Raw genomic sequence first — 22,675 nt, 5'->3', positions numbered from 1 at the left:
CTCGCGCCGTGTCACCTTCTTCTTCATCGCATCGCGCAGGCCGGGAAAGGCGGGTTGTTTCAGCATCGGCAAGCCTCCTCGTGGGGATGCCCAAGCCTATCAGATCAGGCGGAAAGTGGCAGGTTTTTCAGACGTTCCTTACCTTTTCTGCGCTACTGTTCAAATCGTTTCGTGGCCCCCCCGCCCGGTGCCCCTTGCACCGGGCAGCGCCCGACCCGCCCCCACGGGGCGGGCGCTTCTCGCCCACCCCTCGGTTCGGGCGCTGCCCTCTGTCACCCACCGCACCAGCCGAAAGCGCCCTCCATCCCGGCCCTCGGCTCGCGCCTCGGGCGTTCGGCGCTGACGATCTTCCACTGGAAGATCGTCCGGGCGCGCTTCACCCCCACGGGGCGGGCGCTTCACCCCCACCCCTCGGTTCGGGCGCTGCCCTCTGTTCCGCACCACAGCCACCGAGCCGACTGCCCCACGCCTGCCAAATTGCCCCCGCCCGATTTGCCCCTCGCAAATCGGGCCGCGCCTGCCTGCCGGATGGCAGGCGCGTTACCGCGCCCGCCCAGGCAGGCGCGCCCCGATTAACCGGCTCCTGAGCTAACCGATAGCCCCTTGCCTTCCGGCTCACGCCTCCAGGCAATCGGGCCGGGCGAGGCTCCACAGGAGCATCGCTTGTCCGCCCCTCGGGCCTGGCTCGCCCCGGTCAGGTCTTCTCCAATACCTTGCCAAACCCTTAACGCCGCAGCGAAAACCGGACAAAATCAATCACATGCCAAGCATAACACGGGTGTTACGCCGCCTCCGCCGCCCCGCTTGACCCCCGCCACCCGGCCTGCGAAACTGCGGGCCACCCGAAGCCCGGAGGCCCCGATGATCCTTTCCGTTCCCGACATGTCCTGCGGCCATTGCAAGGCCAGCATCGAGGCCGCCCTCGCCGCCGTCGGGGGCCGCGCCGAGGTCGATCTTCCGGCCCGCAAGGTCACCGTTTCCGGCCTGCCCGCCGCCACCGTTCTGGCCGCCCTCAAGGGAGCCGGCTACCCCGCCGAGGTGGTCGGCTGAGGCCCGCGCTGCCGCTTCTCGCCGCGCTCGCCCTCGCCTCCCCGGCGCGGGCGGGGTCGGTGGGCGATGCCTGCCTTGCCCTCACTTCCGCCCAGCCCGGCATCGTCCTTTGCGGCTGCCTGCAGTTCATCGCCGATCAGGAGCTTGGCCGCGCCGATCAACGCCGCGTTGCCGGTTTCTTCGCCGACCCGAACAAGGCCGAGGCGGCGCGCCGCTCCACCCGCCCCGACGACCGCGAATTCTGGGCGCGCTACAGCGCCTTCATCGTCAACGCCGAGGCGCTCTGCCGGAATTGAGACGGGCGAGGCTTTCGCCCCGCCCGCCGCATCCGTCTCGCGTGGCTAGGCTATTTCACCACGCCCGCCAGCACCAGAAGCTGGGCGAACTGTTCCGCGCTCAGAACCTCGCGCCAATGATCGACGCAGTCCGAGCGGAACATCACCAGCCGCGTTTCGTTCGCACCGATCTTTTCGGCCAGCGCCGCCCGCGCCTCGCGCGGCGCACCCGAAACGATCGCTGCGCGCAGCTCGGCCCGCAAGGCCACGGTCTCCTCCTCGACAACCGCGCGGGCGTTCGGCTTTTCAAGCCAGGCCTTGAGGTCGGCCCGCTGCGCTTCATTCAGGTTCAAGGCCTCCGCATTGTCGCGCACGAAGGGGGTGAGCAGGATGACCGGAGCCGAAAGCCCGTTGCCCGCCGCCGGTGCCGCCATGCCCATGCCGCCCATCATCGCGCCGTGGTCCATCTGGCCCATCATCGCGCCGTGGCCCATGCCGCCCATCGGGGTGCCGCCCATCATCGCGCCATGATCCATGCCTGCCATCGGGGTGCCACCCATCATCGCGCCGTGGTCCATGCCCGCCATCGGGGTGCCACCCATCATCGCGCCGTGGTCCATGCCCGCCATCGGGGCCGCCGCGCCCATGCCACCGGCCATGGTGCCGTGGTCCATCGCCGGGGCGGCGGTGCCGCCCATGACCATGCTGCTTGCCGGCGCGCCGCGTTGCAGGTCAACCGGGATCGAAACCACCACATCGCCCGCCTTGGCGAATTTCAGCGTGACCTCCACGATGTCGCCCTGCAAAAGCGGCTGCTTCAGCCCAAGGAACATCACATGGTCAGCGCCGCGCATGAGCGCGTGCGTGCCACCTGCCGGAATGTCCCAGCCTTCGGGCACTTCGACCATCTGCATCACGCCGTTCGCATCGGCGATGTGGGTATGCAGCTCAGTCCTCTCGGCGATCATCGAACTGGCAGACAGCAGGTGATCCGCCTCGGTGCCCTTGTTCTCGATGATGAAGAAAGCGGCACCAGAGGTGGCACCCATCGAGGACGAGCGCGCATAGGCATCGTCAATGGTTATGGTCTGCGCTGCTGCGGGCAGCGCGAATGCGACGGCAAGCGCCGTCAGTAGCGGTTTGAAATAGCTCATGTCCGGGGGTTCCCTTGTTGTGGATATCTGTCTGAGAAGGTCAGACAGCCACCGGCGGACCCCTTGCACGCACCGTAACGAACGAACGCGCATGCAACAGACGGGGTTCGACGAGGATCAGATCGCTAACCCGCCCGGCGGGGCGTTCGACGACAGGCGGCGTGTGCGCCAAAGCGGCCATCAGGCCCAGCGCCATGTCCGGGCATATCTGGACTTCGGTCACCTCGTTGCCGAACTCGTCGACAGAGATGGTGGTCAGCCCGTAGCCCGAACAGATGACAATCTCGCCCGCGACGCGTGTCTGACCACGGGCAACTGCCATGGTCATGCTGGTGGCTGCAAGCAGCAACGCCAGACAGATCGCAAACAGGCTGCGGGGTGAGCGGATCATCATGCAACCCTTGTAGCGCAACCAGCGACACAGCGGGCAGCGACAATTTGGCGCAAAGGTGCCCGATCACGCGAATGCTACCAAAGGTGATTTCAGTGCAAATGAAATAGGCGGGGCACGCGGCCCCGCCCTTTCCGGTGCGCCGTATCGGTGTGCTGCTTACCTGGCGACGGCCTCGACAGTAATGTCACCGGCCGTGGCGAAAGTCAGTGTCACCATCACCTTGTCGCCCGGTTTCAGCGGGCTCTTGAGGTCGAGCAGCGCGACCTGATAGCCGCCCGGTGCCAGGTTGAAACCACCCGCCGCCATTACCTGTTTGCCTTGGGGTTGCGGCACCAGTTGCGGAACGCCCTTGTTGTTGGAGATCGTCGCCATAAGCGCGGCCGAGCCAGCAATATCGGAGCTGGCACCCGTCAGCACGTCAAGCGCCTTGCCGTTGTTCTTGATGACCATGTAGAGACCGGCGGCATTGTCAACGCCTGCGAGCGGAAGCAGATAGGCATCGCTGATAACCAGATCTTGCGCAAACGCGGGAAGCGCGAAGGACATCGCGCCGACGGCCACAAGGTACTTGAGGGGTTTCATTTGGGAGCTCCTTTCAGGGTAGCGTTCAAATGGCGGGCGCGCGGCTCCTGTGGCTGCAGTGGCGCGCGCGGCCCGGCAGCTTTCCGATGACAGCGCCGATCCCCCGTGCCCCATCCCGAAGGCATAGGCGTACAGCACCAGACAATGCGACAAAGCCGCACCCGGTAGCGCTGAACATCAGTGCCGGGAGATGTTGGGCAGAGCCAGAGAGTAGCCCATACATCGTGTAGCGAACATACACCTTTGGTGTCGCGCCCAGCATGCGACAAACTGTGCAATCGGCGCGCCTCACGAAAACGGGATCGGCTGTAACGAAAAGGGCGGGGCCATGGCCCCGCCCAATTCTTGCGGCATTGCGTTGCGTTACGGCTTGACCGGGGGCGTCATCGGCATGTTGCCCATCGGCATCGCGTCCATCGGCATGGCGTCGACCGCAGGGGCTACGCCATAGGGTATTTCCACCACAATATCCCCCGCCGTTTCGAACTTCAGCGTCAACGCAACCATGTCGCCAACTTTCAGCGGCGCTTTCATGCCCATGAACATGACATGATGCGAGCCGCGCGCCAGCGCCAGCGTCGCTCCGGCGGGGATCACCCAGCCTTCGGGCACATGCACCATCTGCATCATACCGGCCGCGTTGGCGATATGGGTGTGCAATTGGGTCATGTCGGAGATGGTCGAGCTGGCATCGGCAAGGCGGTCATCGCCGGGGCCGGTATTTTCTACCACGAAGAAGGCCGCGCCCGAACCGCCGGTCACCGGTGAGGCGATCATGTATGGGTTGACGATGCGGATTTCGGCTGAGGCGGGCAGGGCGAAAGCGGCGGCGCTGACGACCAGAAGGGCTTTGAGAGCGAACATTTGAGCTATCCTTGCAAGGGTTGATCCGGGTGGAATTCAAGCCGGGCTCTGCACAGGAGGGCCGCGCGCGCGCAGATTGACCAGCGCCAGCGACTCGGGCAGGCGGGGTTCGACAAGGATCAGATCGGAAGCCCGCCCCTCGGGCCGATAAAGCGTCTGCAGCGCGGCCTCGGGCGCGACAAACATTGCCAGCGCCATATCGGGGCAGATGAGCACGCTTTCGACCGGGCTTCCCGCCGCATCGAGGTGGATCGTGGTCAGCCCGTAGCCCGAGCAGATCACCACCTCGCCCGCGGCGCGGGTCTGTCCGCGCGCAATCGCCATCGTCACGCTGCTGGCACCAAGCACCAGCACCATGAGGATCGCGAAATATCTGTGGGCAGACTTTTCGCCGATGGTGCACATCATGCCCGGAAGCTGGGCTTTCCCGCGCCACCGCAAAAGTGACAGCGTGTCGCAGAAGCCGCACAATGCCGTGATCCAGAGATCAAAAAGCCCCGCCGTATCGGGCGGGGCCTTGGGGTCAGCGATTCGCGCGGATCAGGCGGCGGCTTGCGCCTTGCTGATCGCCTTCTTGATCTTCAGCGCGTTGATCGAAAGCTCGTCGTCCTTGGCCTTGGCAAGAAAGGCGTCAAGCCCGCCGCGGTGGTCAACCGAGCGCAGCCCGGCGGCCGAAATGCGCAGCCTGAATGACTGGCCAAGCACGTCCGACATCAGCGTGACCTCGTTGAGGTTGGGCAGAAACCGGCGGCGCGAGCGGTTATTGGCGTGGCTTACGGTGTTGCCCGACATCGGGCCTTTGCCGGTCAATTCGCAGACGCGCGACATGGCGTATTCCTTCGTTTCATCGGGCCGCTGGCGCGGCGTCATACCATACATGGGCACCGCCTCGGCAGCACCCGAATTCCGTTGCGGCTGGATACGGGGTCCGGCAGGCGGCGTCAAGCGATTCATCGCCCCCCGACCACCCGCCCGCAGGTGATGCTTGCGGCGGCGCGAATGTGGCGGCGGCAGATCACATCGCCGTGCACTTGATCTGGCGCAAGGACGTGATTTGCCCCCGGCAGCGATGCCGCTGATACTGTGGTGCCCCGATACCGCACAGCACCGGCTCTGGCCGGCGGGAGGAGGGCATCAGGCCGCAGGCAACAAGAGGATCACAGGAATGCTGAGAAAACTGACATTCTATGCGGCGCTGGCCCTCGCCGCGCTTTGGGCGGCCCTTGCCCCCGCGCTGGCCCAAGACCTGCCCGGCCCGCTCGCCTCGACCGAATGGCTGCGCGCCAACCTCGCGCGCGCCGATCTGGTGGTGATCGATATTCGCGGCAAGACTGCCGGTGATGACTTCGCCGCGGCCCATGTGCCCGGCGCGGTCTGGAGCGCCTACCCCGGCGCTTGGCGCGGGCAGGGTGCAATTGCCGGGGCGGTGCCCGAAACGGCGGATCTTGCGGCCACCATCGCAGCACTTGGGGTCAATTCCGACAGCCTCGTGGTGATCGTGCCCGCTGGCAGCAACTCGACCGAATTCGGCGGCGCGGCGCGGCTTTACTGGAGTTTCAAATACGCTGGCCACGACGGGGTGGCAATTCTTGATGGCGGCTGGCAGGCTTGGGTGGCCGACGCGGCAAACCCGCTGGTCACGGGCCTTGCCGCGCCCGCGCCGGGCAATTTCACCGCAGCAATCCGCCCCGAACTGCTCGCCACCACCGAAGCCGTCGAAGCAGCGCTGTCTGCGGGCGTGCCGCTTCTCGATGCCCGTTCGGCGGCGCAATATGCGGGCTCCGAAAAGGCCGGGGCGGCGAAGCGCGCCGGGCATATCCCCGGTGCCATCAACCTTGATAACGACGGCTTCTATGATGCCGCCTCGAACCGCATCAAACCACTTGATGAACTGCGTGCGCTGGTGCCTGCGGCACTCGCCGACCCCGATGTGCAGGCGATTACCTATTGCAACGCCGGGCATTGGTCGGCCACCGAATGGTTCGTTCTGCACGAGCTTCTGGGTTACGCGAACCTGTCGATCTATGTCGATTCGATGATCGGCTGGACCCAGGATGACGCGCGCCCGGTGGCAACCAACTGAAGCACTCCCGCGCCAGGCCCTCAGGGTTTGGCTTCGGGCGCGGGCCCTTCGGTGATCGGATCGGAGCCGAACATTTCGCCCAGGCCCACGTCGATCAGCGCATCGATCAGTTCTTGCTGATCGGTCAGCAGGTCATCGTAAATCACCACAACCCATTGCTCGTCAAAAAACACCTCGACCGACAGCACACCCGGCTGGCGTTTGAGCACGAATTCGAAAAGCTGCGGGTCCGAGACCGGGCAGGTGAAGTCGATCGGTATGGTGACCTGACGCGGCGCAGCGATGGCCGCGCCCGCAACACCCGTCAGCGCCAAAGCGGCAATGGCCATGCGCAGTGCCTTCATCATCACCTCCCGGCAGACCGCGGCGGCTTTCGCGCGGGCATTCCCGAGAGATAGCGGCTGCGTGGCGCGCTGCCAAGGTCGGCAGGCAATTCCAGCGCGGGCAATTCGCCGCGCCGACCCAACTGCGGCGCGGGCGCGGTTGCGGGTGCGCAAGGAATGTGGCAAGAGTCCGCCAGGCTCACTCCAGACGAAGAGTTTTCCGATGCATGACTTCGCGACCCGCCGCACCATCATGGTTGACAGCCAGATCCGCCCCAACGATGTGACGAAATTCCCGATCATCGAGGCAATGTTGGCAGTGCCGCGCGAAGAATTCGTGCCCGCCGCGCGCCGCGAAACCGCCTATGTCGGCGACGATATCGTGCTTGCTCCGGGCCGGGTGATGCTGGAGCCGCGGACATTGGCGAAAATGCTTGACGTGCTCGACGTGCAGCCGGGCGATCTGGTGCTCGATGTCGGCTGCGGCACCGGCTACGGTGCCGCGCTGATCGCGCGCATGGCCGAGGCGGTGGTGGCGCTCGACAGCGCAGAGTTTGCCGAAAAGGCGCAGGCCGCACTTGCAGCGGTGGGTGCCGACAACGCGGTGGTGGTGGCCGGGGTGCTGACCGAGGGCGCGGCCAAGCTCGGCCCCTATGATGCAATTCTGGTGGAAGGCGCGGTCGAAGTGCTGCCTGCGGCATTAACCGCGCAATTGAGCGAGGGCGGGCGGATTGTTTGTCTGTTCAGCGCAGGCGCGCTTGGTGTGGTGCGGATCGGGCGCAAGATTGATGGCGTGGTCGCCTGGCGGCACGCTTTCAATGCAACGGCTCCGGTGCTGCCGGGCTTTGTGGCAGAGCGCGATTTTGCTCTCTGACACCCGGCTGCGACGGAAACACCGCAAGCGGGCGTTGAACGGCAGCGCTGCCCGAAGTGGTCGATGACGGCCCGCAGCGGGCAGGCGGCGAGGCGAGGGGATGGCAAGCATGAAGCGCGGCGCATTTGCAACATTCATTTTGGCGGGCGCGGTTGCCGCCGCGGTTCTTGCGGCACCGATGGCTTCGGCGCAGTCGCTGGCCGATGCGCTGGTTGCCGCTTACCGCAACTCCAACCTGCTCGAGCAGAACCGCGCCACGCTCCGCGCCGCCGATGAGGATGTGGCGCTGGCCGTTGCGGCGCTGCGCCCGGTTCTGAGCTGGACCGCATCGACCTCGTACCGCGCTTCCAATTCGGTCGAGTCGACTACCATCGCGCTCGAACTTGCGGCGCAGGTCACGCTTTATGACTTCGGCCGCTCCAAGATCGGCATCGAGATTGCCAAGGAATCCGTTCTGGCCACCCGCGAGGCGCTGGTGTCGGTCGAGCAGGAGGTGCTGCTGGCCGCCGTGCGCGCCTATACCGGGGTAAAGAGTGCCTCCGAGAACGTTGGCATCAACCAGAACTCGGTGCGGGTGATCAGCGAGGCGCTGCGCGCCGCAAATGACCGCTTTGCGGTAGGCGAGGTGACGCGCACCGATGTAGCCCTTGCCGAGGCGCGGCTGGCCGCAGCGCGCGCCGGGCTTGCCGCATCGCAGGGCAAGCTTGCCGCCGCGCGCGAAAGTTACAAAGTTGCTACCGGCAGTTACCCCGGCGGCATCAACGGCCTGCCGCCAGCCCCGGCGCTGCCCGGGTCGCTGGCCGAAGCCACTGCCACCGCGCAACGCCTGCATCCCGCCATCCGGCAGGCGCAGCGGCTGGTGACGGTTGCCGAACTTGCGGTGCAGGCCGCTGCCGCCGAACGGCTGCCGACCTTGCGCGGCTCGGCCTCGGTAAGCGCCTCGGACAATTCGCTGACCGGCGACAGCCAGAGCCTTTCGCTTGGGCTGAGCATGACGCAGACGCTGTATTCCGGCGGCAGGCTGCCTGCCGCCCATCGCAAGGCGCTTGCCAGCCGCGACAGGGCAACCGCCGCGCTGCTCCAGACGACCCGCGTCATCGGCCAGAACGTGGCGGTTTCCTGGGCCAATATCGAGGTCGCCCGGGCCCAGATCCGCGCTATCGACCAGCAGATCGCCGCCGCCACGGTCGCCTATAACGGCGTGCGCGAAGAGGCGACGCTGGGCGCGCGCACCACGCTTGATGTGCTCAACGCCGAGCAGGAGCTCTTGAGCGCGCAGGCCGACAAGATCGACGCCGAGGCCAATTTTCAGGTAGCACTCTATTCACTTTTGTCGTCTATGGGTCTCTTGACGGTTGAACATCTGAACCTCGGGATCCCGACCTACGATCCCGCCGCCTATTACAACGCCGTGCAGAACGCGCCGCATACTTCCGTGCAGGGCGAAAGCCTTGACCGCGTGCTGCGCGCCATCGGCAAGAACTGAGCCGGGCAGGGTTTCGTTGTGTTGCCCGTTCCGCGCGGGTAGACTCGCGCAGGCAATTGGAATGTGGCGGAGGCCCGGATGTCTGAATCGCGCACCCATGTCGAAATCGAGGATGTCCTGTCGTCGATCCGGCGTCTGGTTTCGCAAGACGGGCAGTTGCCGCGCCGCACCGGCCTGTTTCGCGCCGCCGAATCCTCCTTGCCCACGGCAGACCCGGCCGCGCCGCAATCCCAGCCCGAATGTCTGGTGCTGACCCCGGCGCTGCGCGTGGTCGAGCCGGAACCGGAGTCACCAATTGCCGGGGCTGCCGAAGCGCCGCCGACATCGGCGCAAGGCTACGAAGACCCGCAGGGCGACCCCGCCCCGTCGCCGCCGGAAACCACGGCAGAAGATAGCTGGCCGTCCGACGCGCTGGCCGATTGGCAAGCGGCAGATGCAACGCTGTCGCTTGAGGTCGCCAAGGTCGGCCCGCAACCCACCACGACGGGGGAGGACGATCCCACCGATGCCGCCGTGGTGTTTGATCCCGGCTGGCGGATGCCGCCCCCCGCGCCCGATCTGCAAGACGAAATTTCCCGCCTTGAAAGCACGATCGCCGAGCTTGAGGCCGCTGTTGCGGCAAGCGATGAAGCGTTTGAGCCCGAACAGGGCGATGTCTTCGCCGATGCCGCCGCGGCACCCGCCCTCGCCGCGGCTTTCGTGCCTGCGGAGCCACGCGACACCGCGCCGCGGCCGGAAACTTCGGCTGCCACGGCACCCGCGCCTGAGCCTGCGCAGATACCCGAACCAGAGCCCGAGCCCGCGCACGAGTTTTCGGCAGCGGCCGGGCCAGAGCTGACCCCCGAGCCTGCGGCGATGCCCGAAACCCTCGCCGGGCCTGCGGCGGTGCCCGAGCCCGCGGCGGAGCCTGAAGCCCCCGCTGAATCCGTGCCCGATCTTGCGACATTGCCCTATGCTGCCGATGAGCCTGCGTCTGAACCGCTTGCCGCCGCAGTTGAATGGGTCGATCCGATCAATCCTTCGGAAGCCGAACTGACCGCCTCGGACTGGGCCGAAGAAATGACCGAGGCAGAGGCAAACATCGCAGCACTTGAAGCGGCCTCGCCCCGCCGCTTGCATCTGGCCGATGCAGCGCCCGAATCCAAGGCACCCGAAGCGCCGACCTCAAGCTATGCGCAAATGCAAAGCGAGGCCGAGGCAGACCTGATTGCCGCCGTGCATGACAGCCTGCTGCAAGACCCCGAAGATTCGCTGATCGACGAGGAAGCGCTGCGCGAACTGGTTTCCGAGATCATCCGGCAGGAATTGCAGGGCACCCTAGGCGAGCGCATCACCCGCAGTGTACGCAAACTGGTGCGCCGCGAGATTGCTCGGGCGCTTGCCGGGCGCGACCTCGAATAGGCCCTCGCGCTGCCTTTAGCCTGCCGCGAGCCGCGTCGGCGCGGTCAGGTCGGAGGGGCAATTGCGACCTCTCAGCCCCCCGAAACGCCAGTTGCCATGGGCAAAGCCGGTTCGGCATTTGCGCCCCCCGCGGCCTGCCGGCAGACCTGCAGCGCGGCGAAGGCGGTCGGGAGCTTGCGAACCCGCAGCCTTCCGTGTTGCCTGTTGCGTGCGGGTGAACCCGGTCGGGCACGCGCGCAGTCGGCGGCCTGCCGCCAGGCCAACGGTGCGGCTGCTCGCCCCATGCAGGGTGTCGCGCCCAGCGGATCAGGTGCCGCGTGCGCCCGCAAGCCCGGCCTCAAAAGAAAACCGCGCCCGGGGGGCGCGGCAAAAGCGGTTGCAGGAAATGCAGGGCTCAGGCGGCCTCTGCCTCTTCGGCGGCCATGCGCCGTTCGCTTTCCTCGCGCGACAGGGCAACGGAGGTGCGCACGCCCTTGCCGACAAACGCCATCAACCCCTTGACCACCCGCTCATTGGGGTCGATCCCGGCGCAGGAAAGCACCTCGCGGCCATCGCGCGACCGCGCCCAGCGGGCGATCTGCTCGGGGCCGTTGCCATATTTCTTGTCGTCCGAGATCGCATCATCCAACGCCGCCAGCACTACAGCGGCAAAAAGTTTGCGAGACCGCTGACCTTGTTCGTAGTTGAATGCGGAGCCATCAACAAAGTCGCGCATTATGCCGTCCTTTTTTATTGCTCTTGTGTTTCCCGGAGTACCGGCAATACGGCCTTTCAGCCGCGATTCGATATGGCCCACATAGCATGGCAGCCATGCACATGGCGCATACCGCGTTGAGCAGGGCCACAGCATCTGGTCGGGTTGCCAGCGGGCAGTGCGCCCTATATAGGTGCCCGGCAGCGGCAATCAACCTTTTCATGCGAGCGCAGTCATGGCCAAGATCAACGGCAACGAAATCCGCCCCGGCAACATTCTGGAGCACGACGGCGGGCTTTGGGCGGCCGTCAAGGTCAACCATGTCAAGCCCGGCAAGGGCGGTGCCTTCGCCCAGGTCGAACTGAAGAACCTGCGTGACGGGCGCAAGCTCAACGAACGCTTCCGTTCCGAAGACAAGGTCGATCAGGTCTCGCTCGATTTCAAGGACCAGCAGTTTCTCTATGAAACCGATGGCAAACTGGTGTTCATGGACAATGAGACCTATGAACAGATCGAGCTTGATGCCGACCTTCTGGGCGACCGCCGCCCGTTCTTGCAAGACGGCATGACCGCTTCGATCCAGTATTACGGCGACGAGGCGCTGACCGTTTCGCTGCCGCAAAAGGTCAAGTGCCGCGTGGTCGAGACCGAACCGGTGCAAAAAGGCCAGACCGCCGCAAACAGCTTCAAGCCCGCCATTCTCGACAACGGTGTGCGGATCATGATCCCGCCGTTCATCGGGCCGGACGAGGTCATCATCGTGCACACCGAGTTGATGGAATATTCCGAACGCGCCTGAGATATCGGGGGCGGCTGGGGGTGCGCCCGCAGGGGGGATGGACCCGCGCCAGGTTCGGCCTAGCCGTTCCAGCGCACCGTTGCCGCGCCCGCCTGCATCGCCGCACCTGCCCGGTCGAACCGCAGCCAGGCCAGCGCCCGGTTCCCGGATCGGGTGAGCAAGGTTCCGGCTTCCTTTCCGCCCGCCAGTATCGGCGTGCCGGGCACCGCCTCGCCCTCGACCCCAACTTGCGCCAAGCCCTTTTTCAGCTCGGTCTTGTGTTTCATCCGCGCCGTCACCTCCTGCCCGACATAGCAGCCCTTGCGGAAATCGACGCCGTGGAGCCGCTCGAACCCGGCCTCCAGAATATAGGTCTCGTTGGGGATCAGCTCGATGCCCGCCTCCGGGATCAGATGCGCAACCCGCAGCGCCGCCCAATCGGTGCCGTCATCGCCCGCGCGCGCGCCATAAAGCCGCCAGCCCATGCCGGGGTGGCGCGGGTCGGGCAGGGCAGCTGCGGGGGCGGGGCCGGTGCCGCAAAAGACCTGCAGCGGCGACTGGCCGATGCGCACATCGGCGCGCAGCCGATAGAGCGAAAGGCGGCGGGCAAGGTCATCGGCCTGAGATGCAGCGACATCAAGCAAGATCGCCTCGCCCGCCTCGATCAGAAAGAAATCGGCCAGATACTTGCCTTGCGGGGTCAATAACGCCGCATAAACCGGGCCCTTGCCGAGTCCGCGCAGGTCATTGCTGACCAGACCTTGCAGAAAATGCACCCGGTCGGCACCGGCGATTTCCAGAACCTGACGCGCGCCCATGCTGCCCCCCCGCTGCCTTGCCCGAGCATCGCACAACCCGCGCCCGCCGCCAATTGACCTATGTCGGGGCGCGGCTTACGCAAGGGGGCCGACCAACAGGAGACAAAGATGAGCTTAGCCCAGGGCCGCCCCTACCTCGCCATTCCCGGCCCCTCGACCATCCCCGACAGGGTGCTTGCAGCGATGCACCGCCCGGCACCGAATATCTATGCGGGCGACCTGGTCGACATGGTGGCAACGATCTGGCCCGACCTCAGGCGGCTGGCGCTCAGCTCTGGCCATGTGGCGCTTTACATCGCCAATGGCCACGGTGCCTGGGAAGCGGCGAACGCCAACCTGTTTTCGCGCGGCGACAAGGCGCTGGTGCTGGCAACCGGGCGGTTCGGGCTTGGTTGGGCCGAACACGCGCGCGCAATGGGGGTCGCAGTCGAGATGATCGACTTTGGCAAATCCGCCGCCGCCGATCCGGCGCGGCTGGAGGCGGCGTTGCGCGCCGACCGCGACCACCAGATCAAGGCGGTGCTGGTGACGCATGTCGATACCTCAAGTTCGGTCAGGAACGACATTCCGGCGATGCGCGCAGCGATTGATGCTGCCGGGCACCCGGCGCTGCTCGCGGTCGATTGCATTGCCTCGCTCGGCTGTGATGAGTTCCGCATGGATGATTGGGGCGTCGATGTGATGGTGGCAGCAAGCCAGAAAGGGGTGATGGTGCCGCCCGGCCTTGGGTTCGTGTTCTTCAACGACCGTGCCTTGCACGAAAGCCGGGCGAGCGATCTTGCCACGCCCTACTGGCGCTGGGAGTCGCGGGCACTTGGCACCGAATTCTACCAGCATTTTGCCGGCACGGCACCGACGCATCACCTGTTTGGCCTGCGCACATCGCTGACGATGATTCTTGAGGAGGAGGGGCTGGCGCATGTCTGGGCGCGCCATGCGACCCTGGCGCGCGCGGTCTGGTCGGCGTTCGATGCCTGGGGGCAGGGCGGCGACATCGCGCTCAACATTGCCGATGCGGCGCGGCGCGGCAATTCGGTGACCGCGGCGCGGATCGGCGGCGGCGGTGCCACGCGGCTCCGCGCCTGGTGCGAGCAGGAGGCGGGGGTGACGCTTGGCATCGGGCTTGGCATGGCCGCTCCCTCGGACGCCGATTATGGGGATTTTCTGCGGGTGGCGCACATGGGCCATGTGAACGCGCATATGACGCTGGGGGTGCTGGCAGTGATGGAAGCGGGTATGCAAGCCCTTGGGGTTGACCACGGGCGGGGCGCGCTGGCAGCGGCAACGGCGGTGGTGGCCGGGGCGTGAAAGGGGGGCGCTGCCCCCCTCGGCCCGTGCCGGGCCTCACCCCCCGGGGTATTTGGGCATTGAAGATGCTATTTCAGGCGCGGGCGGCGGCCAGCGCATGGGGAAGCGCCTCGGCAAAGGCCAGCATCTCTGCCTCGGGTCCGCAGCTGACACGGATGCAGCGGTCATGGGGGGCGACAAAGGGCATCCGCACGAAGATGCCTGCGTCAACCAGATGGCCAAGCACGCGGCGGGCAAAGGTGCCATCGGCACCGCAATCGATTGCCAGGAAATTGGTGGCCGATGGCAGCGGGGTGAGGCCATTGGTGCGGGCGATCCGGGCCAGCGTTTCGCGCGCGGCGGCGACTTCGGTCCGGATATGCGCGAGCCAGTTCTGATCGGCCAGCGCGGCCAGCGCGCCAGCCTGACTGATCCGGCTCATGCCGAAATGGTTGCGGATCTTGTTGAAAGCCGAAATCAGCTCAGGCGCGCCGATGGCGTAGCCGACGCGGCCCCCCGCCATGCCGTAGCCCTTGGAAAAGGTGCGCAGCCGGATAACCCGCGGGTCGGCGGGGTCGATCTGCGCGGCAGTGCCTGCCGGGGCGAGGTCGATATAGGCCTCGTCGAGCAGCATCAGGCAGCCGTCGGGCACCGCCTCGACCATTTGCGCGATGCGCGCGCCGCTCAGGTGGCTGCCCATCGGGTTGTCCGGGTTGGAGATGTAAAGCAGCTTCGCGCCGCAGCCCGCAGCCTGCACCACCAGCGCCCAGGGGTCTTCATGGTCGCCCGCGTAGGGCACCTTGTGCAGCACGCCGCCAAAACCCGCGACGTGGAAATTGAACGTAGGGTAGGCACCATCGGAGGTGACCACCGGATCACCGGGGCCGACGGTGAGCCGCACCAGATAGCCCAGAAGCCCGTCGATCCCCTCGCCCACCACGACGTTCTCGATGCCGCAGCCATGGTGCGCCGCGAGCGCGCTGCGCAGATCGTGGTTTTCCGGGTCGCCATACATCCAGGTCTCGGCGGCGGCGGCGCGCATTGCCTCGATCGCACGGGGTGAGGGGCCGAAGCCGTTTTCGTTGGCCCCGAGGCGGGCGGTGAAGGCGCGGCCGCGGGCACGTTCCTGGGTTTCGGGGCCGACGAAGGGCACCGAGGCGGGAAGGCTGGCAGCAAGTGGCGTATAGCGGGGTCCGGTCATGGCTCAAGGGGTAGCACAATTCGCCCGCCCCGCAAGGGGCTGGGGGTGCCATGGCGTCGCGGGGGCGCGGGCAGGCTGGTGCGCCCGCGCGGCCGGGGGCATACTTGACGCGAACTCGCAGGAGGTGCCGATGACCCGTGTAACGCTGACCATGCAGGGCAAGATCGCCCATGTGCAACTGAACCGCCCGGAAAAGCTGAACGCCGTCGATATGGAGATGATCGACGAGGTTGTGGCGGTAGGCGAGCTGCTTTCGGGCCAGTCCGATCTGCGCGCGGTGGTGCTTTCGGGGGCGGGCAAGGCGTTTTCGGCGGGGCTTGATGTGGCAAGCTTCGCGTCGCTTGCGGGGGGCGATGCGGGCAAGTTCATCTTGCCGCGCACCCATGGGGTGGCGAACCGGTTTCAGCAGTTCGCGCTGGTCTGGCAGCAGGTGCCGGTGCCGGTGATCGCGGCACTGCACGGGCCGGTCTTCGGTGCCGGGCTGCAACTGGCGCTGGGTGCCGACATTCGGCTGGCGCATCCGCACACGCGGCTGGCGGTGATGGAGATGAAATGGGGCCTGGTGCCCGACATGGGCGGCATGGTGCTGATGCCGAAGTTGATGCGCGCCGATGTGATGGCGCGGCTGATCTATAGCGCCGAGCCGGTGCTGGTGGAACAGGCGCTGGCCTGGGGGCTGGTGACCGAGGCGGCGGAAGAGCTGATGCCGCGCGCCTTCGCCCTGGCCGAGGCGATCGCGGCGCAAAGCCCGAGTGCGGTGCGCGCCGCCAAGCGGCTGATCGGCAAGGCGTTTGAAGCGCCCCCAGCCGAGGTTCTCGCGGCGGAATCGCGTGAACAGGTGGCGCTGATCGGCAAGCCCGATTTCCACGAGGCGGTGGCGGCGAACATTGCCGGCCGGGTGCCGAGGTTCGGCTGACGGTCACCCTAGCCGCGCAGAAATTTGCGCCGCGCCTCTTCGGCAATGGCGCGGCGCATCTCGATATTGGCGAGTTCCGCCATCGCGGCTTTGCGCGCTTCCGGGTCGGTCAACGTGGCAAGGCGGGCGCGCAAAACTTCGGCCTGCTTTTTCAGCAAGATCTCTTCGGGCAGTACGCCCGCCTCCGCCATGATGCGAAACCCCACCGCGTCGCCCGCAGAAATGAAGGCGTCGCCGGGGTGGTCGGGCAGGGGCTTGCCCTCGCCCGCAAGGCCGGTGAGCTTGCCCTCGGCGAGGGCCTTCAGCATCCGGCGTTCGGCCATGCGGTCGCTGCCCATCGCCTCATCCCAGATCGGCCAGCCGCGCCAATGCCGCGCGGATTTTTGCACCTTCTGCCTCGCCCGCCGCCAGCAGTTCGCGGTTTTCCCCGACCACCTCTTCGGGGGCGGATGCGACGAATTTGGGGTTGTTCAATCGCCCGCGCAGGCCGTTCATATCCTTTTCCAGCTTCTCAAAGGCCTTGGTCAGCCGCGCCTTTTCGCCTGCCACGTCAATAATACCCGCCAGCGGCAGCGCGAAGGCCGCCCCCGGCAACGCCAGCGAAATCGCGCCCTTGGGGGTGGTGCCGTCGGCGATGTGGTCAAGCCGCCCGAGCCGCAGGATCAGCGCCTCGTTGTGGGCAAGGGCGGCGCGGGCGGCATCATCGGCCTCGGTGGTCAGCATCTCGATTTTTGCCGCTACCGGCACGCCCATCTGGCTGCGGGCCGAGCGGATTTCCTCGATAAGCTGGATCACCCAGTTCATCTCGCGGTCGGCCTGCGCGTCGATCAGGTCGGCGCCGTATTCGGGCCAGTCGCCGTGCACCAGCATTTTTGCGCGCGCGCCGGTCATTGCCCAGAGGTCTTCGGTGATGAAGGGCATGAAGGGGTGCAGCAGCGTGAAGCACTGGTCAAGCACCCAGCGCACGGTCTGGCGCGTCTCGGCGGCGTGGTCGCCATCGAACAGCGGCTTGGCGAATTCCACATACCAATCACAGACCTTGCCCCAGACAAAGGCGTAAAGCGTGCCCGCGGCGTCGTTGAAGCGGAAGTTGGTCAGCGCGTCGTCCACCGCCTCGCGGGTGCGGGCGACCTCGCCGATGATCCAGCGGTTGACGGTATGGGCGGGGGCGGGGCGGCCAAGGGGGGCGTCGAACACCCCGTTCATTTCGGCAAAGCGGGTGGCGTTCCAGAGCTTGGTGCCAAAGTTGCGATAGCCCGCGATGCGCTGCGTATCAAGCTTCAGCACGCCGCCGAGGCTGGCCATCGCGGCATTGGTGAAGCGCAGGGCGTCGGCGCCGAATTCGTCGATCAGGTCGAGCGGGTCCACGACGTTGCCGAGCGACTTCGACATCTTCTTGCCCTTGGCGTCGCGCACCAGGCCGTGCAGGTAAACGGTGTGGAAGGGCACCTCGCCCACCACCGCAAGCTGCATCATCATCATCCGCGCGACCCAGAAAAACAGGATGTCTGACCCGGTGATGAGGACATCGGTGGGGAAGTATTTCTGCAGCTCCGGCGTGGGTTCCGGCCAGCCGAGGGTGCCAATGGGCCAGAGGCCGGAGGAAAACCAGGTGTCGAGCACGTCGGGGTCGCGACCTAGATGAACGCCTTCGCCAGGTTCGTAAACGAGTTCACCCGAAAGCCCCAATTCGCGGAAACCCCGGTATGAATCCTCATCCGCAAAATAGTAGAACTGCTCATCTCCGTAATAGGCCTTCAACTGTTCAGTCAGTTGGCTTTTGTCGGCCGCGCAGAAACCTTTGACCGTTAACCCAAAGGCTTCGATGGTGTCCGTATCCCCAGCCTTAACTGGCCCATACCAAACCGGAATCTGGTGCCCCCACCAAAGCTGGCGGCTGATGCACCAGGGCTCGATGTTTTCCAGCCAGTGGAAATAGGTCTTTTCACCGCTCGGCGGCATGATCTTGGTGCGGCCGTCGCGCACCGCGTCCAGCGCGGGTTGCACTATTCGTGCGGTATCGACGAACCACTGGTCGGTCAGCATCGGTTCGATGACAGTTTTCGAACGATCGCCGAAGGGCTGCATGATCGGCTTTGCCTCGACATAGGGCACCGGTTCGCCGTCCGCGCCCGGCAGCATCACCGCCAGCCCCTCGGCGGTGATCTGCGCCACCACGCGCTTCCTAGCCTCGAACCGGTCAAGCCCGCGCAGATCGTCGGGCACAAGGTTGATCGCGTCCACCTCGGCCTCGGAAAGTTCGCGCTCGCCGCGCGCCACGGCCAGCGCAATTTCGGCGGCCTCGGCGTAGGGCGCGCCATCGGTGCGCATCTGGGCGCGGGTGTCCATCAGCCGGTAGCAGGGGATGCCTCCGCGCTTGGCCACGGCGTAGTCGTTGAAATCATGCGCGCCGGTGATCTTCACCGCGCCCGAACCAAAATTCGGGTCGGGGTATTCGTCGGTGATGATCGGGATCAGGCGGCGGTGTTCCTTTGGCCCCACCGGAATTTCGCAAAGCTTGCCGACGATTGGGGCATAGCGCGCGTCTGACGGATGCACCGCCACCGCGCCATCGCCCAGCATCGTCTCGGGCCGCGTGGTGGCGATGGAAATGTAATCGCGCGTCTCGCGCAGGGTCACGCGGCCTTCGGCGTCTTTCTCAACATATTCATAGGTTTCGCTACCCGCTAGCGGGTATTTGAAGTGCCACATATGGCCCGCGACCTCGATGTTTTCCACCTCGAGATCGGAAATGGCGGTTTCAAAATGCGGGTCCCAGTTCACCAAGCGCTTGCCGCGATAGATCAGGCCCTTGTTGTAGAGATCGACGAAAACCTTGATGACCGCATCGTGAAAATTGCCCTCCTCGCCCTTGGGCGCGCCCGGTGCCCCCGACATGGTGAAGGCATTGCGCGACCAGTCGAGCGAGCAACCGAGGCGCTTCAATTGCCCGACAATGGTGCCGCCAGATTCCGCCTTCCATTCCCAGACTTTGGCGACAAAGGCCTCGCGCCCCATGTCGCGCCGCCCGGGCTGCTGGCTTTTTGCCAGGTCGCGTTCCACCACCATCTGCGTGGCGATCCCGGCATGGTCCTGCCCCGGCTGCCAAAGCACATCATGCCCGCGCATCCGGTGCCAGCGCACCAGAATGTCTTGCAGGGTGTTGTTGAAGGCGTGGCCCATGTGCAGGCTGCCGGTGACGTTTGGCGGCGGGATCATGATGCAGAAGGTTTCGGCACCCGGGCGCGCATTGGCCCCTGCGGCAAAGGCGTTTTCCGCCTCCCATCTGGCGGCGATACGGGCCTCGGCCTCGGCGGGCGAGAAGGTCTTTTCCATCGGCATCGGGGCAACTTTCCTTGGGTTGCCCCGATTTAGCGCCCCCATCCGCAAAGGCCAAGGGCCGATGTTTCGCCGCCTACTTCGGCCCGACCAGCGCGAACATGGCACCCTGCGGGTCGGTGGCCACCACGATGAAGGCACCGCCCGGCACGTCATGCGGGCCGTTCACCACCTTGCCGCCTGCCTTCGTGATCCGCGCCACCGCAGCATCAATCCCGTCTGCCCCGAAATAGGGCAGCCAGAAAGGCATTTGCGGCCCCGGCATGTTTGGCGAAAGCCGCATCATGCCGCCGATGTCGGTGCCGTTATGGCCGAACAGGTCGTAGCTGCCCATTTCGCCCATATCCATGCTGGTGCTGGCCTTCCAACCGAACTGCCTGCCATAGAACGCCATTGCGGCCTTAGGGTCGGTGGTCATCAACTCGTGCCAATTACCGTGGCCCTGCTGCTTTTGGTCGAAGGCGTTGCCCTTGGCGTCGAGCGGTTGCAGCAGGCCGAACACCGCGCCCTGCGGGTCTGTGACCACGGCAAAGCGCCCGGTACCGGGAATATCGGCGGGTTGCTTGTGCACCGTGCCCCCGGCCTTGGCGATCGCCTTGGCGGCGGCATCGCAGTCATTGGTCGTGAAATAGACCATCCAGAAGGTCGGCATGCCCGGCTGGTCTGGCACCCAGAGCCCCGCCACCATATCGCCACCCGCAGATGCAAGGCGGTAATCCATGCCGGGCAGCCGGCATCGGCAATGGTCCAGCCCAGAACGGCGGTATAGAAGGCCTGCGCGCCATCGGGGTTGGAGGTGGTGAGTTCATACCAGCAGGGGGTGCCGTTCGGGGCGGTGGTCATGGCATGTCCTCCGAATCGAATATGGGTGCGAAGCCGCCGTAGATCATCCGGCTCGCGTCAAACGGCATCTCGCCCCTTGCCGCCAAATCCGGGTCGGTCATCATCTTTTCCCAGGCGGTCTCGCGGGTCGCCTTGTCGGGCCAGATGATCCAGCTGAATGCGACAATTTCGCCTGCTTCGGCCGCCACCGCACGCCGGAAATCGGTTTTTTTGCCATCGGGGATGTTGTCGGAAAGCGTTTCCACCATCTGCAATGCGCCGAATTTCTGAAATGCATTCCAGCCCTTGCGCGCAGCTTCAAGGTAGGCGTCGCGATTTCCGGCAGGCACCGGCACGACGAATCCATCTATGTAAGGCATCTGTTTTCTCCCTGTCACAGACCAGACAGAGCAAGGCTGCGCGCGACTCGGCGTTCTGGCAACGATTTGCACCCCGCGACGGCTCACGAAACCGTGAGCTAGACCGCGCGTTCCATCTTGGTGGAAAGGTGGATGAGGCTTTCCGACGATTTCACCCCGGTCAATTCGCCGATCTGGTCAAGCACCGCGTCAAGCTGCGCAGTCGAGGCCGCGGCGAGTTGCAACAGCAGGTCCACCCGGCCCGATGTGGTGTGAATGCGCTCAACCTCGGGCAGCGCCTTGAGCCGGGTGAGAATCGCCGCCTGACCGCGCGGCTCGATGGTCAAAAGCACGGTGGCGCGGATGCGGCCCTGGCGCGCAGCTTCACCCAGTTTCAGCGTGTAACCGGCTATGATGCCTGTGGTTTCCAGCCGCTCGAGCCGCGCCTGAATGGTCGAGCGCGCAACCTTCAGTCGTCGCGCAAGCGTGGCCACCGACATACGTGCGTCGGCCCCAAGCAGCGCCAACAGTGAGCGGTCGAGATCATCCATGAGCCGCACCCGCAGTTTGACCGGAGATTTCGTTGTTATAACGACTTCACGCTACAAATCTAGTCTTTTGATCGGTGAAAATGTGCCCCAGATAGCGACACATAGTTTCAGGAAAAGGGCGGCTCATACGCACCTGGCCTGGTTGGATGAAACGCGCAAGCGTCTCCCGACCCGTGAAGCCGGGGCAAGAGGTGGCTGCGTTCTGTTGGCAAAGGAAACGCCGATGGGACTGTCGAAGACTATCTGGAACGAACCCGCCGAACTTCTGCGCAGCCAGCAGCCCGACAACCCGGCGATGTTTTTCGCGCCGCAGGTGCTGCAAGCTACCGCGCGCCGGTTTCTGAAAGGATTCCCGGGGCTTGTGACCTATGCGGTGAAATCGAACCCGGACGAGATGGTGATCCAGAACCTGCTCGCCGCCGGGATCAAGGGCTTTGATGTGGCCTCGCCCGCCGAGATCGACATGGTGCGCCGCCTCGCGCCGACTGCAATGCTGCACTACAACAACCCGGTGCGCTCGCGCTCGGAAGTGCAGCATGCGGTGCGGGCGGGGGTGAAAAGCTGGTCGGTTGACAGCCGCAGCGAATTGGCCAAGCTGATCGAGCTGGTGCCCGCCGAGGGCTGCGAAATCTCGGTGCGCTACAAGCTTCCTGTGTCAGGTGCCGCCTACAACTTCGGTGCCAAATTCGGTGCCACGGTGGAACTGGCGGCGGAACTGCTGGCAACGGTGGCGCAGGCGGGGTTCATACCCTCGCTCACCTTCCACCCCGGCACGCAATGCACCGACCCGATGGCCTGGGACAGCTACATTCGTGCCGGTGCTGAAATCTGCCGTCTGGCGGGGGTGAAGGCGGTGCGGCTGAATGTCGGCGGCGGCTTTCCAAGCCACCGCGTCACCGATGTGGTGCCCGAGCTTGAGGCGATCTTTGCGCTGATCGACCGGGTGGCGACTGAGGCTTTCGGGGCCGACCGCCCGGCGCTGGTGTGCGAGCCGGGCCGTGGCCTGGTTGCCGAGGCCTTCACCCTTGCCACCCGCATCAAGGCGATCCGCGACGGGCAGCATGTGTTCATCAACGACGGCGTCTATGGCGGGCTGACCGAGTTGCCGATGGTGGGCAACATCACCCGTGTCGAGGCGATCTCGTCGGAAGGCCTGCGCCGCAGCGGAGCACCGGTGCCGCGTGTGGTCTTTGGCCCCACCTGCGATTCGGTTGACCGGCTGCCGGGCGAGCTGGAACTGCCGGGCGACATCGAGGAGGGCGACTACCTCGTGTTTCATGGCATGGGTGCCTATTCGATGGCGACCAACACCCGTTTCAACGGTTTTGGCGAAATGACCGTTTCCACCACCATGTCGCTCGCGCTCTGAGGCGTTTTGGCGCTGGCCTGAGATGAACCCTGCCCTATAGTTGGGCAGGGTTTTT

25 protein-coding genes are annotated in these 22,675 nt (G+C 65.5%); 10 read left to right on the top strand and 15 right to left on the bottom strand.

Annotated features, from left to right (window positions below; translation table 11 throughout):
• Nucleotides 1-861 precede the first annotated feature (861 nt).
• Together Q8J98_RS00870 and Q8J98_RS00865 are read left to right on the top strand one after the other, a co-directional pair.
• A complete protein-coding gene (locus Q8J98_RS00870) occupies nucleotides 862-1,050 on the top strand; it encodes a heavy-metal-associated domain-containing protein (RefSeq protein WP_305292630.1) in 189 nt (62 codons plus the stop codon).
• Between the two features lie 59 nt (nucleotides 1,051-1,109).
• Complete coding sequence (locus tag Q8J98_RS00865) at nucleotides 1,110-1,346, top strand: hypothetical protein (RefSeq protein ID WP_305292629.1); 237 nt, start codon at nucleotides 1,110-1,112, stop codon at nucleotides 1,344-1,346.
• A 50-nt stretch (nucleotides 1,347-1,396) separates the two neighbouring features.
• Here Q8J98_RS00865 and Q8J98_RS14765 read toward each other — a convergent pair whose 3' ends face one another.
• The 6 genes from Q8J98_RS14765 to rpmB all read right to left on the bottom strand — a co-directional run bounded on the left by Q8J98_RS14765 (nucleotide 1,397) and on the right by rpmB (nucleotide 5,147).
• Nucleotides 1,397-2,479 carry a copper chaperone PCu(A)C gene (locus Q8J98_RS14765; RefSeq protein WP_370868038.1) on the bottom strand — a complete coding sequence of 361 codons (1,083 nt, stop codon included), beginning with the start codon at nucleotides 2,477-2,479 and terminating at the stop codon, nucleotides 1,397-1,399.
• A gap of 40 nt (nucleotides 2,480-2,519) precedes the next feature.
• Nucleotides 2,520-2,873, bottom strand: a complete 354-nt coding sequence (locus tag Q8J98_RS00855; protein ID WP_305292628.1) for a hypothetical protein — start codon at nucleotides 2,871-2,873, stop codon at nucleotides 2,520-2,522.
• Nucleotides 2,874-3,029: 156 nt separating this feature from the next.
• Complete coding sequence (locus Q8J98_RS00850; protein ID WP_305292627.1) at nucleotides 3,030-3,455, bottom strand: copper chaperone PCu(A)C; 426 nt, start codon at nucleotides 3,453-3,455, stop codon at nucleotides 3,030-3,032.
• Between the two features lie 363 nt (nucleotides 3,456-3,818).
• Nucleotides 3,819-4,319, bottom strand: a complete 501-nt coding sequence (locus tag Q8J98_RS00845; protein WP_305292626.1) for a copper chaperone PCu(A)C — start codon at nucleotides 4,317-4,319, stop codon at nucleotides 3,819-3,821.
• A gap of 36 nt (nucleotides 4,320-4,355) precedes the next feature.
• Nucleotides 4,356-4,727, bottom strand: coding sequence for a hypothetical protein (locus Q8J98_RS00840; RefSeq protein ID WP_305292625.1), 372 nt, complete (start codon nucleotides 4,725-4,727; stop codon nucleotides 4,356-4,358).
• Nucleotides 4,728-4,859: 132 nt separating this feature from the next.
• Nucleotides 4,860-5,147, bottom strand: a complete 288-nt coding sequence (gene rpmB, locus Q8J98_RS00835) for a 50S ribosomal protein L28 (RefSeq protein ID WP_305183470.1) — start codon at nucleotides 5,145-5,147, stop codon at nucleotides 4,860-4,862.
• A 337-nt stretch (nucleotides 5,148-5,484) separates the two neighbouring features.
• Between rpmB and Q8J98_RS00830 the strand changes: the two genes are divergently transcribed.
• Nucleotides 5,485-6,402 (top strand): sulfurtransferase, encoded by a 918-nt coding sequence (locus tag Q8J98_RS00830; RefSeq protein ID WP_305292623.1) that lies wholly within the window; start codon nucleotides 5,485-5,487, stop codon nucleotides 6,400-6,402.
• 20 nt (nucleotides 6,403-6,422) lie between these two features.
• Here Q8J98_RS00830 and Q8J98_RS00825 read toward each other — a convergent pair whose 3' ends face one another.
• Nucleotides 6,423-6,746 (bottom strand): hypothetical protein, encoded by a 324-nt coding sequence (locus tag Q8J98_RS00825; protein WP_305292621.1) that lies wholly within the window; start codon nucleotides 6,744-6,746, stop codon nucleotides 6,423-6,425.
• A gap of 202 nt (nucleotides 6,747-6,948) precedes the next feature.
• Here Q8J98_RS00825 and Q8J98_RS00820 point away from each other — a divergent pair, with 202 nt between their 5' ends.
• The 3 genes from Q8J98_RS00820 to Q8J98_RS00810 all read left to right on the top strand — a co-directional run bounded on the left by Q8J98_RS00820 (nucleotide 6,949) and on the right by Q8J98_RS00810 (nucleotide 10,486).
• Entirely contained in the window at nucleotides 6,949-7,599 is a 651-nt protein-coding gene (locus Q8J98_RS00820; RefSeq protein WP_305292619.1) for a protein-L-isoaspartate O-methyltransferase, read from the top strand.
• Nucleotides 7,600-7,708: 109 nt separating this feature from the next.
• Nucleotides 7,709-9,085 (top strand): TolC family outer membrane protein, encoded by a 1,377-nt coding sequence (locus tag Q8J98_RS00815; RefSeq protein WP_305292617.1) that lies wholly within the window; start codon nucleotides 7,709-7,711, stop codon nucleotides 9,083-9,085.
• A gap of 78 nt (nucleotides 9,086-9,163) precedes the next feature.
• Nucleotides 9,164-10,486, top strand: a complete 1,323-nt coding sequence (locus Q8J98_RS00810) for a hypothetical protein (protein WP_305292615.1) — start codon at nucleotides 9,164-9,166, stop codon at nucleotides 10,484-10,486.
• Nucleotides 10,487-10,880: 394 nt separating this feature from the next.
• Here Q8J98_RS00810 and Q8J98_RS00805 read toward each other — a convergent pair whose 3' ends face one another.
• On the bottom strand, nucleotides 10,881-11,201 hold the full coding sequence (locus Q8J98_RS00805; protein WP_305183464.1) for a DUF6280 family protein: 321 nt from the start codon (nucleotides 11,199-11,201) through the stop codon (nucleotides 10,881-10,883).
• 214 nt (nucleotides 11,202-11,415) lie between these two features.
• Between Q8J98_RS00805 and efp the strand changes: the two genes are divergently transcribed.
• Entirely contained in the window at nucleotides 11,416-11,979 is a 564-nt protein-coding gene (gene efp, locus Q8J98_RS00800; protein ID WP_305183463.1) for an elongation factor P, read from the top strand.
• A 59-nt stretch (nucleotides 11,980-12,038) separates the two neighbouring features.
• Here efp and Q8J98_RS00795 read toward each other — a convergent pair whose 3' ends face one another.
• Nucleotides 12,039-12,776: a folate-binding protein YgfZ gene (locus Q8J98_RS00795; protein WP_305292613.1), complete on the bottom strand. Its 738-nt coding sequence runs from the start codon at nucleotides 12,774-12,776 to the stop codon at nucleotides 12,039-12,041.
• 108 nt (nucleotides 12,777-12,884) lie between these two features.
• Here Q8J98_RS00795 and Q8J98_RS00790 point away from each other — a divergent pair, with 108 nt between their 5' ends.
• Nucleotides 12,885-14,084 (top strand): alanine--glyoxylate aminotransferase family protein, encoded by a 1,200-nt coding sequence (locus Q8J98_RS00790; RefSeq protein WP_305292611.1) that lies wholly within the window; start codon nucleotides 12,885-12,887, stop codon nucleotides 14,082-14,084.
• A 73-nt stretch (nucleotides 14,085-14,157) separates the two neighbouring features.
• Here Q8J98_RS00790 and Q8J98_RS00785 read toward each other — a convergent pair whose 3' ends face one another.
• Nucleotides 14,158-15,264, bottom strand: coding sequence for a pyridoxal phosphate-dependent aminotransferase (locus Q8J98_RS00785; RefSeq protein WP_305292609.1), 1,107 nt, complete (start codon nucleotides 15,262-15,264; stop codon nucleotides 14,158-14,160).
• A 130-nt stretch (nucleotides 15,265-15,394) separates the two neighbouring features.
• Between Q8J98_RS00785 and Q8J98_RS00780 the strand changes: the two genes are divergently transcribed.
• Nucleotides 15,395-16,180 carry a crotonase/enoyl-CoA hydratase family protein gene (locus Q8J98_RS00780; RefSeq protein ID WP_305183459.1) on the top strand — a complete coding sequence of 262 codons (786 nt, stop codon included), beginning with the start codon at nucleotides 15,395-15,397 and terminating at the stop codon, nucleotides 16,178-16,180.
• Between the two features lie 8 nt (nucleotides 16,181-16,188).
• Here Q8J98_RS00780 and Q8J98_RS00775 read toward each other — a convergent pair whose 3' ends face one another.
• From Q8J98_RS00775 to Q8J98_RS00755, 5 genes are all read right to left on the bottom strand, one after another.
• Complete coding sequence (locus tag Q8J98_RS00775) at nucleotides 16,189-16,518, bottom strand: DUF1992 domain-containing protein (protein ID WP_305292608.1); 330 nt, start codon at nucleotides 16,516-16,518, stop codon at nucleotides 16,189-16,191.
• Between the two features lie 4 nt (nucleotides 16,519-16,522).
• Nucleotides 16,523-19,522, bottom strand: a complete 3,000-nt coding sequence (locus Q8J98_RS00770) for a valine--tRNA ligase (protein ID WP_305292606.1) — start codon at nucleotides 19,520-19,522, stop codon at nucleotides 16,523-16,525.
• Nucleotides 19,523-19,595: 73 nt separating this feature from the next.
• Nucleotides 19,596-20,240, bottom strand: coding sequence for a VOC family protein (locus Q8J98_RS00765; protein WP_305292604.1), 645 nt, complete (start codon nucleotides 20,238-20,240; stop codon nucleotides 19,596-19,598).
• Nucleotides 20,241-20,358: 118 nt separating this feature from the next.
• Nucleotides 20,359-20,721, bottom strand: coding sequence for a DUF1428 domain-containing protein (locus tag Q8J98_RS00760; protein ID WP_305292602.1), 363 nt, complete (start codon nucleotides 20,719-20,721; stop codon nucleotides 20,359-20,361).
• A gap of 98 nt (nucleotides 20,722-20,819) precedes the next feature.
• Nucleotides 20,820-21,251, bottom strand: coding sequence for an Lrp/AsnC family transcriptional regulator (locus tag Q8J98_RS00755; protein WP_305292601.1), 432 nt, complete (start codon nucleotides 21,249-21,251; stop codon nucleotides 20,820-20,822).
• 223 nt (nucleotides 21,252-21,474) lie between these two features.
• Here Q8J98_RS00755 and Q8J98_RS00750 point away from each other — a divergent pair, with 223 nt between their 5' ends.
• Entirely contained in the window at nucleotides 21,475-22,620 is a 1,146-nt protein-coding gene (locus Q8J98_RS00750; RefSeq protein ID WP_305292600.1) for a type III PLP-dependent enzyme, read from the top strand.
• Nucleotides 22,621-22,675 lie beyond the last annotated feature (55 nt).

This window comes from Phaeovulum sp. (assembly GCF_030684035.1).
Classification (GTDB): Bacteria; Pseudomonadota; Alphaproteobacteria; order Rhodobacterales; family Rhodobacteraceae; genus UBA6213.
The sequence above is the reverse complement of the archived record's forward strand: the minus strand, read 5'-3'. Positions and strand labels throughout refer to the sequence as shown.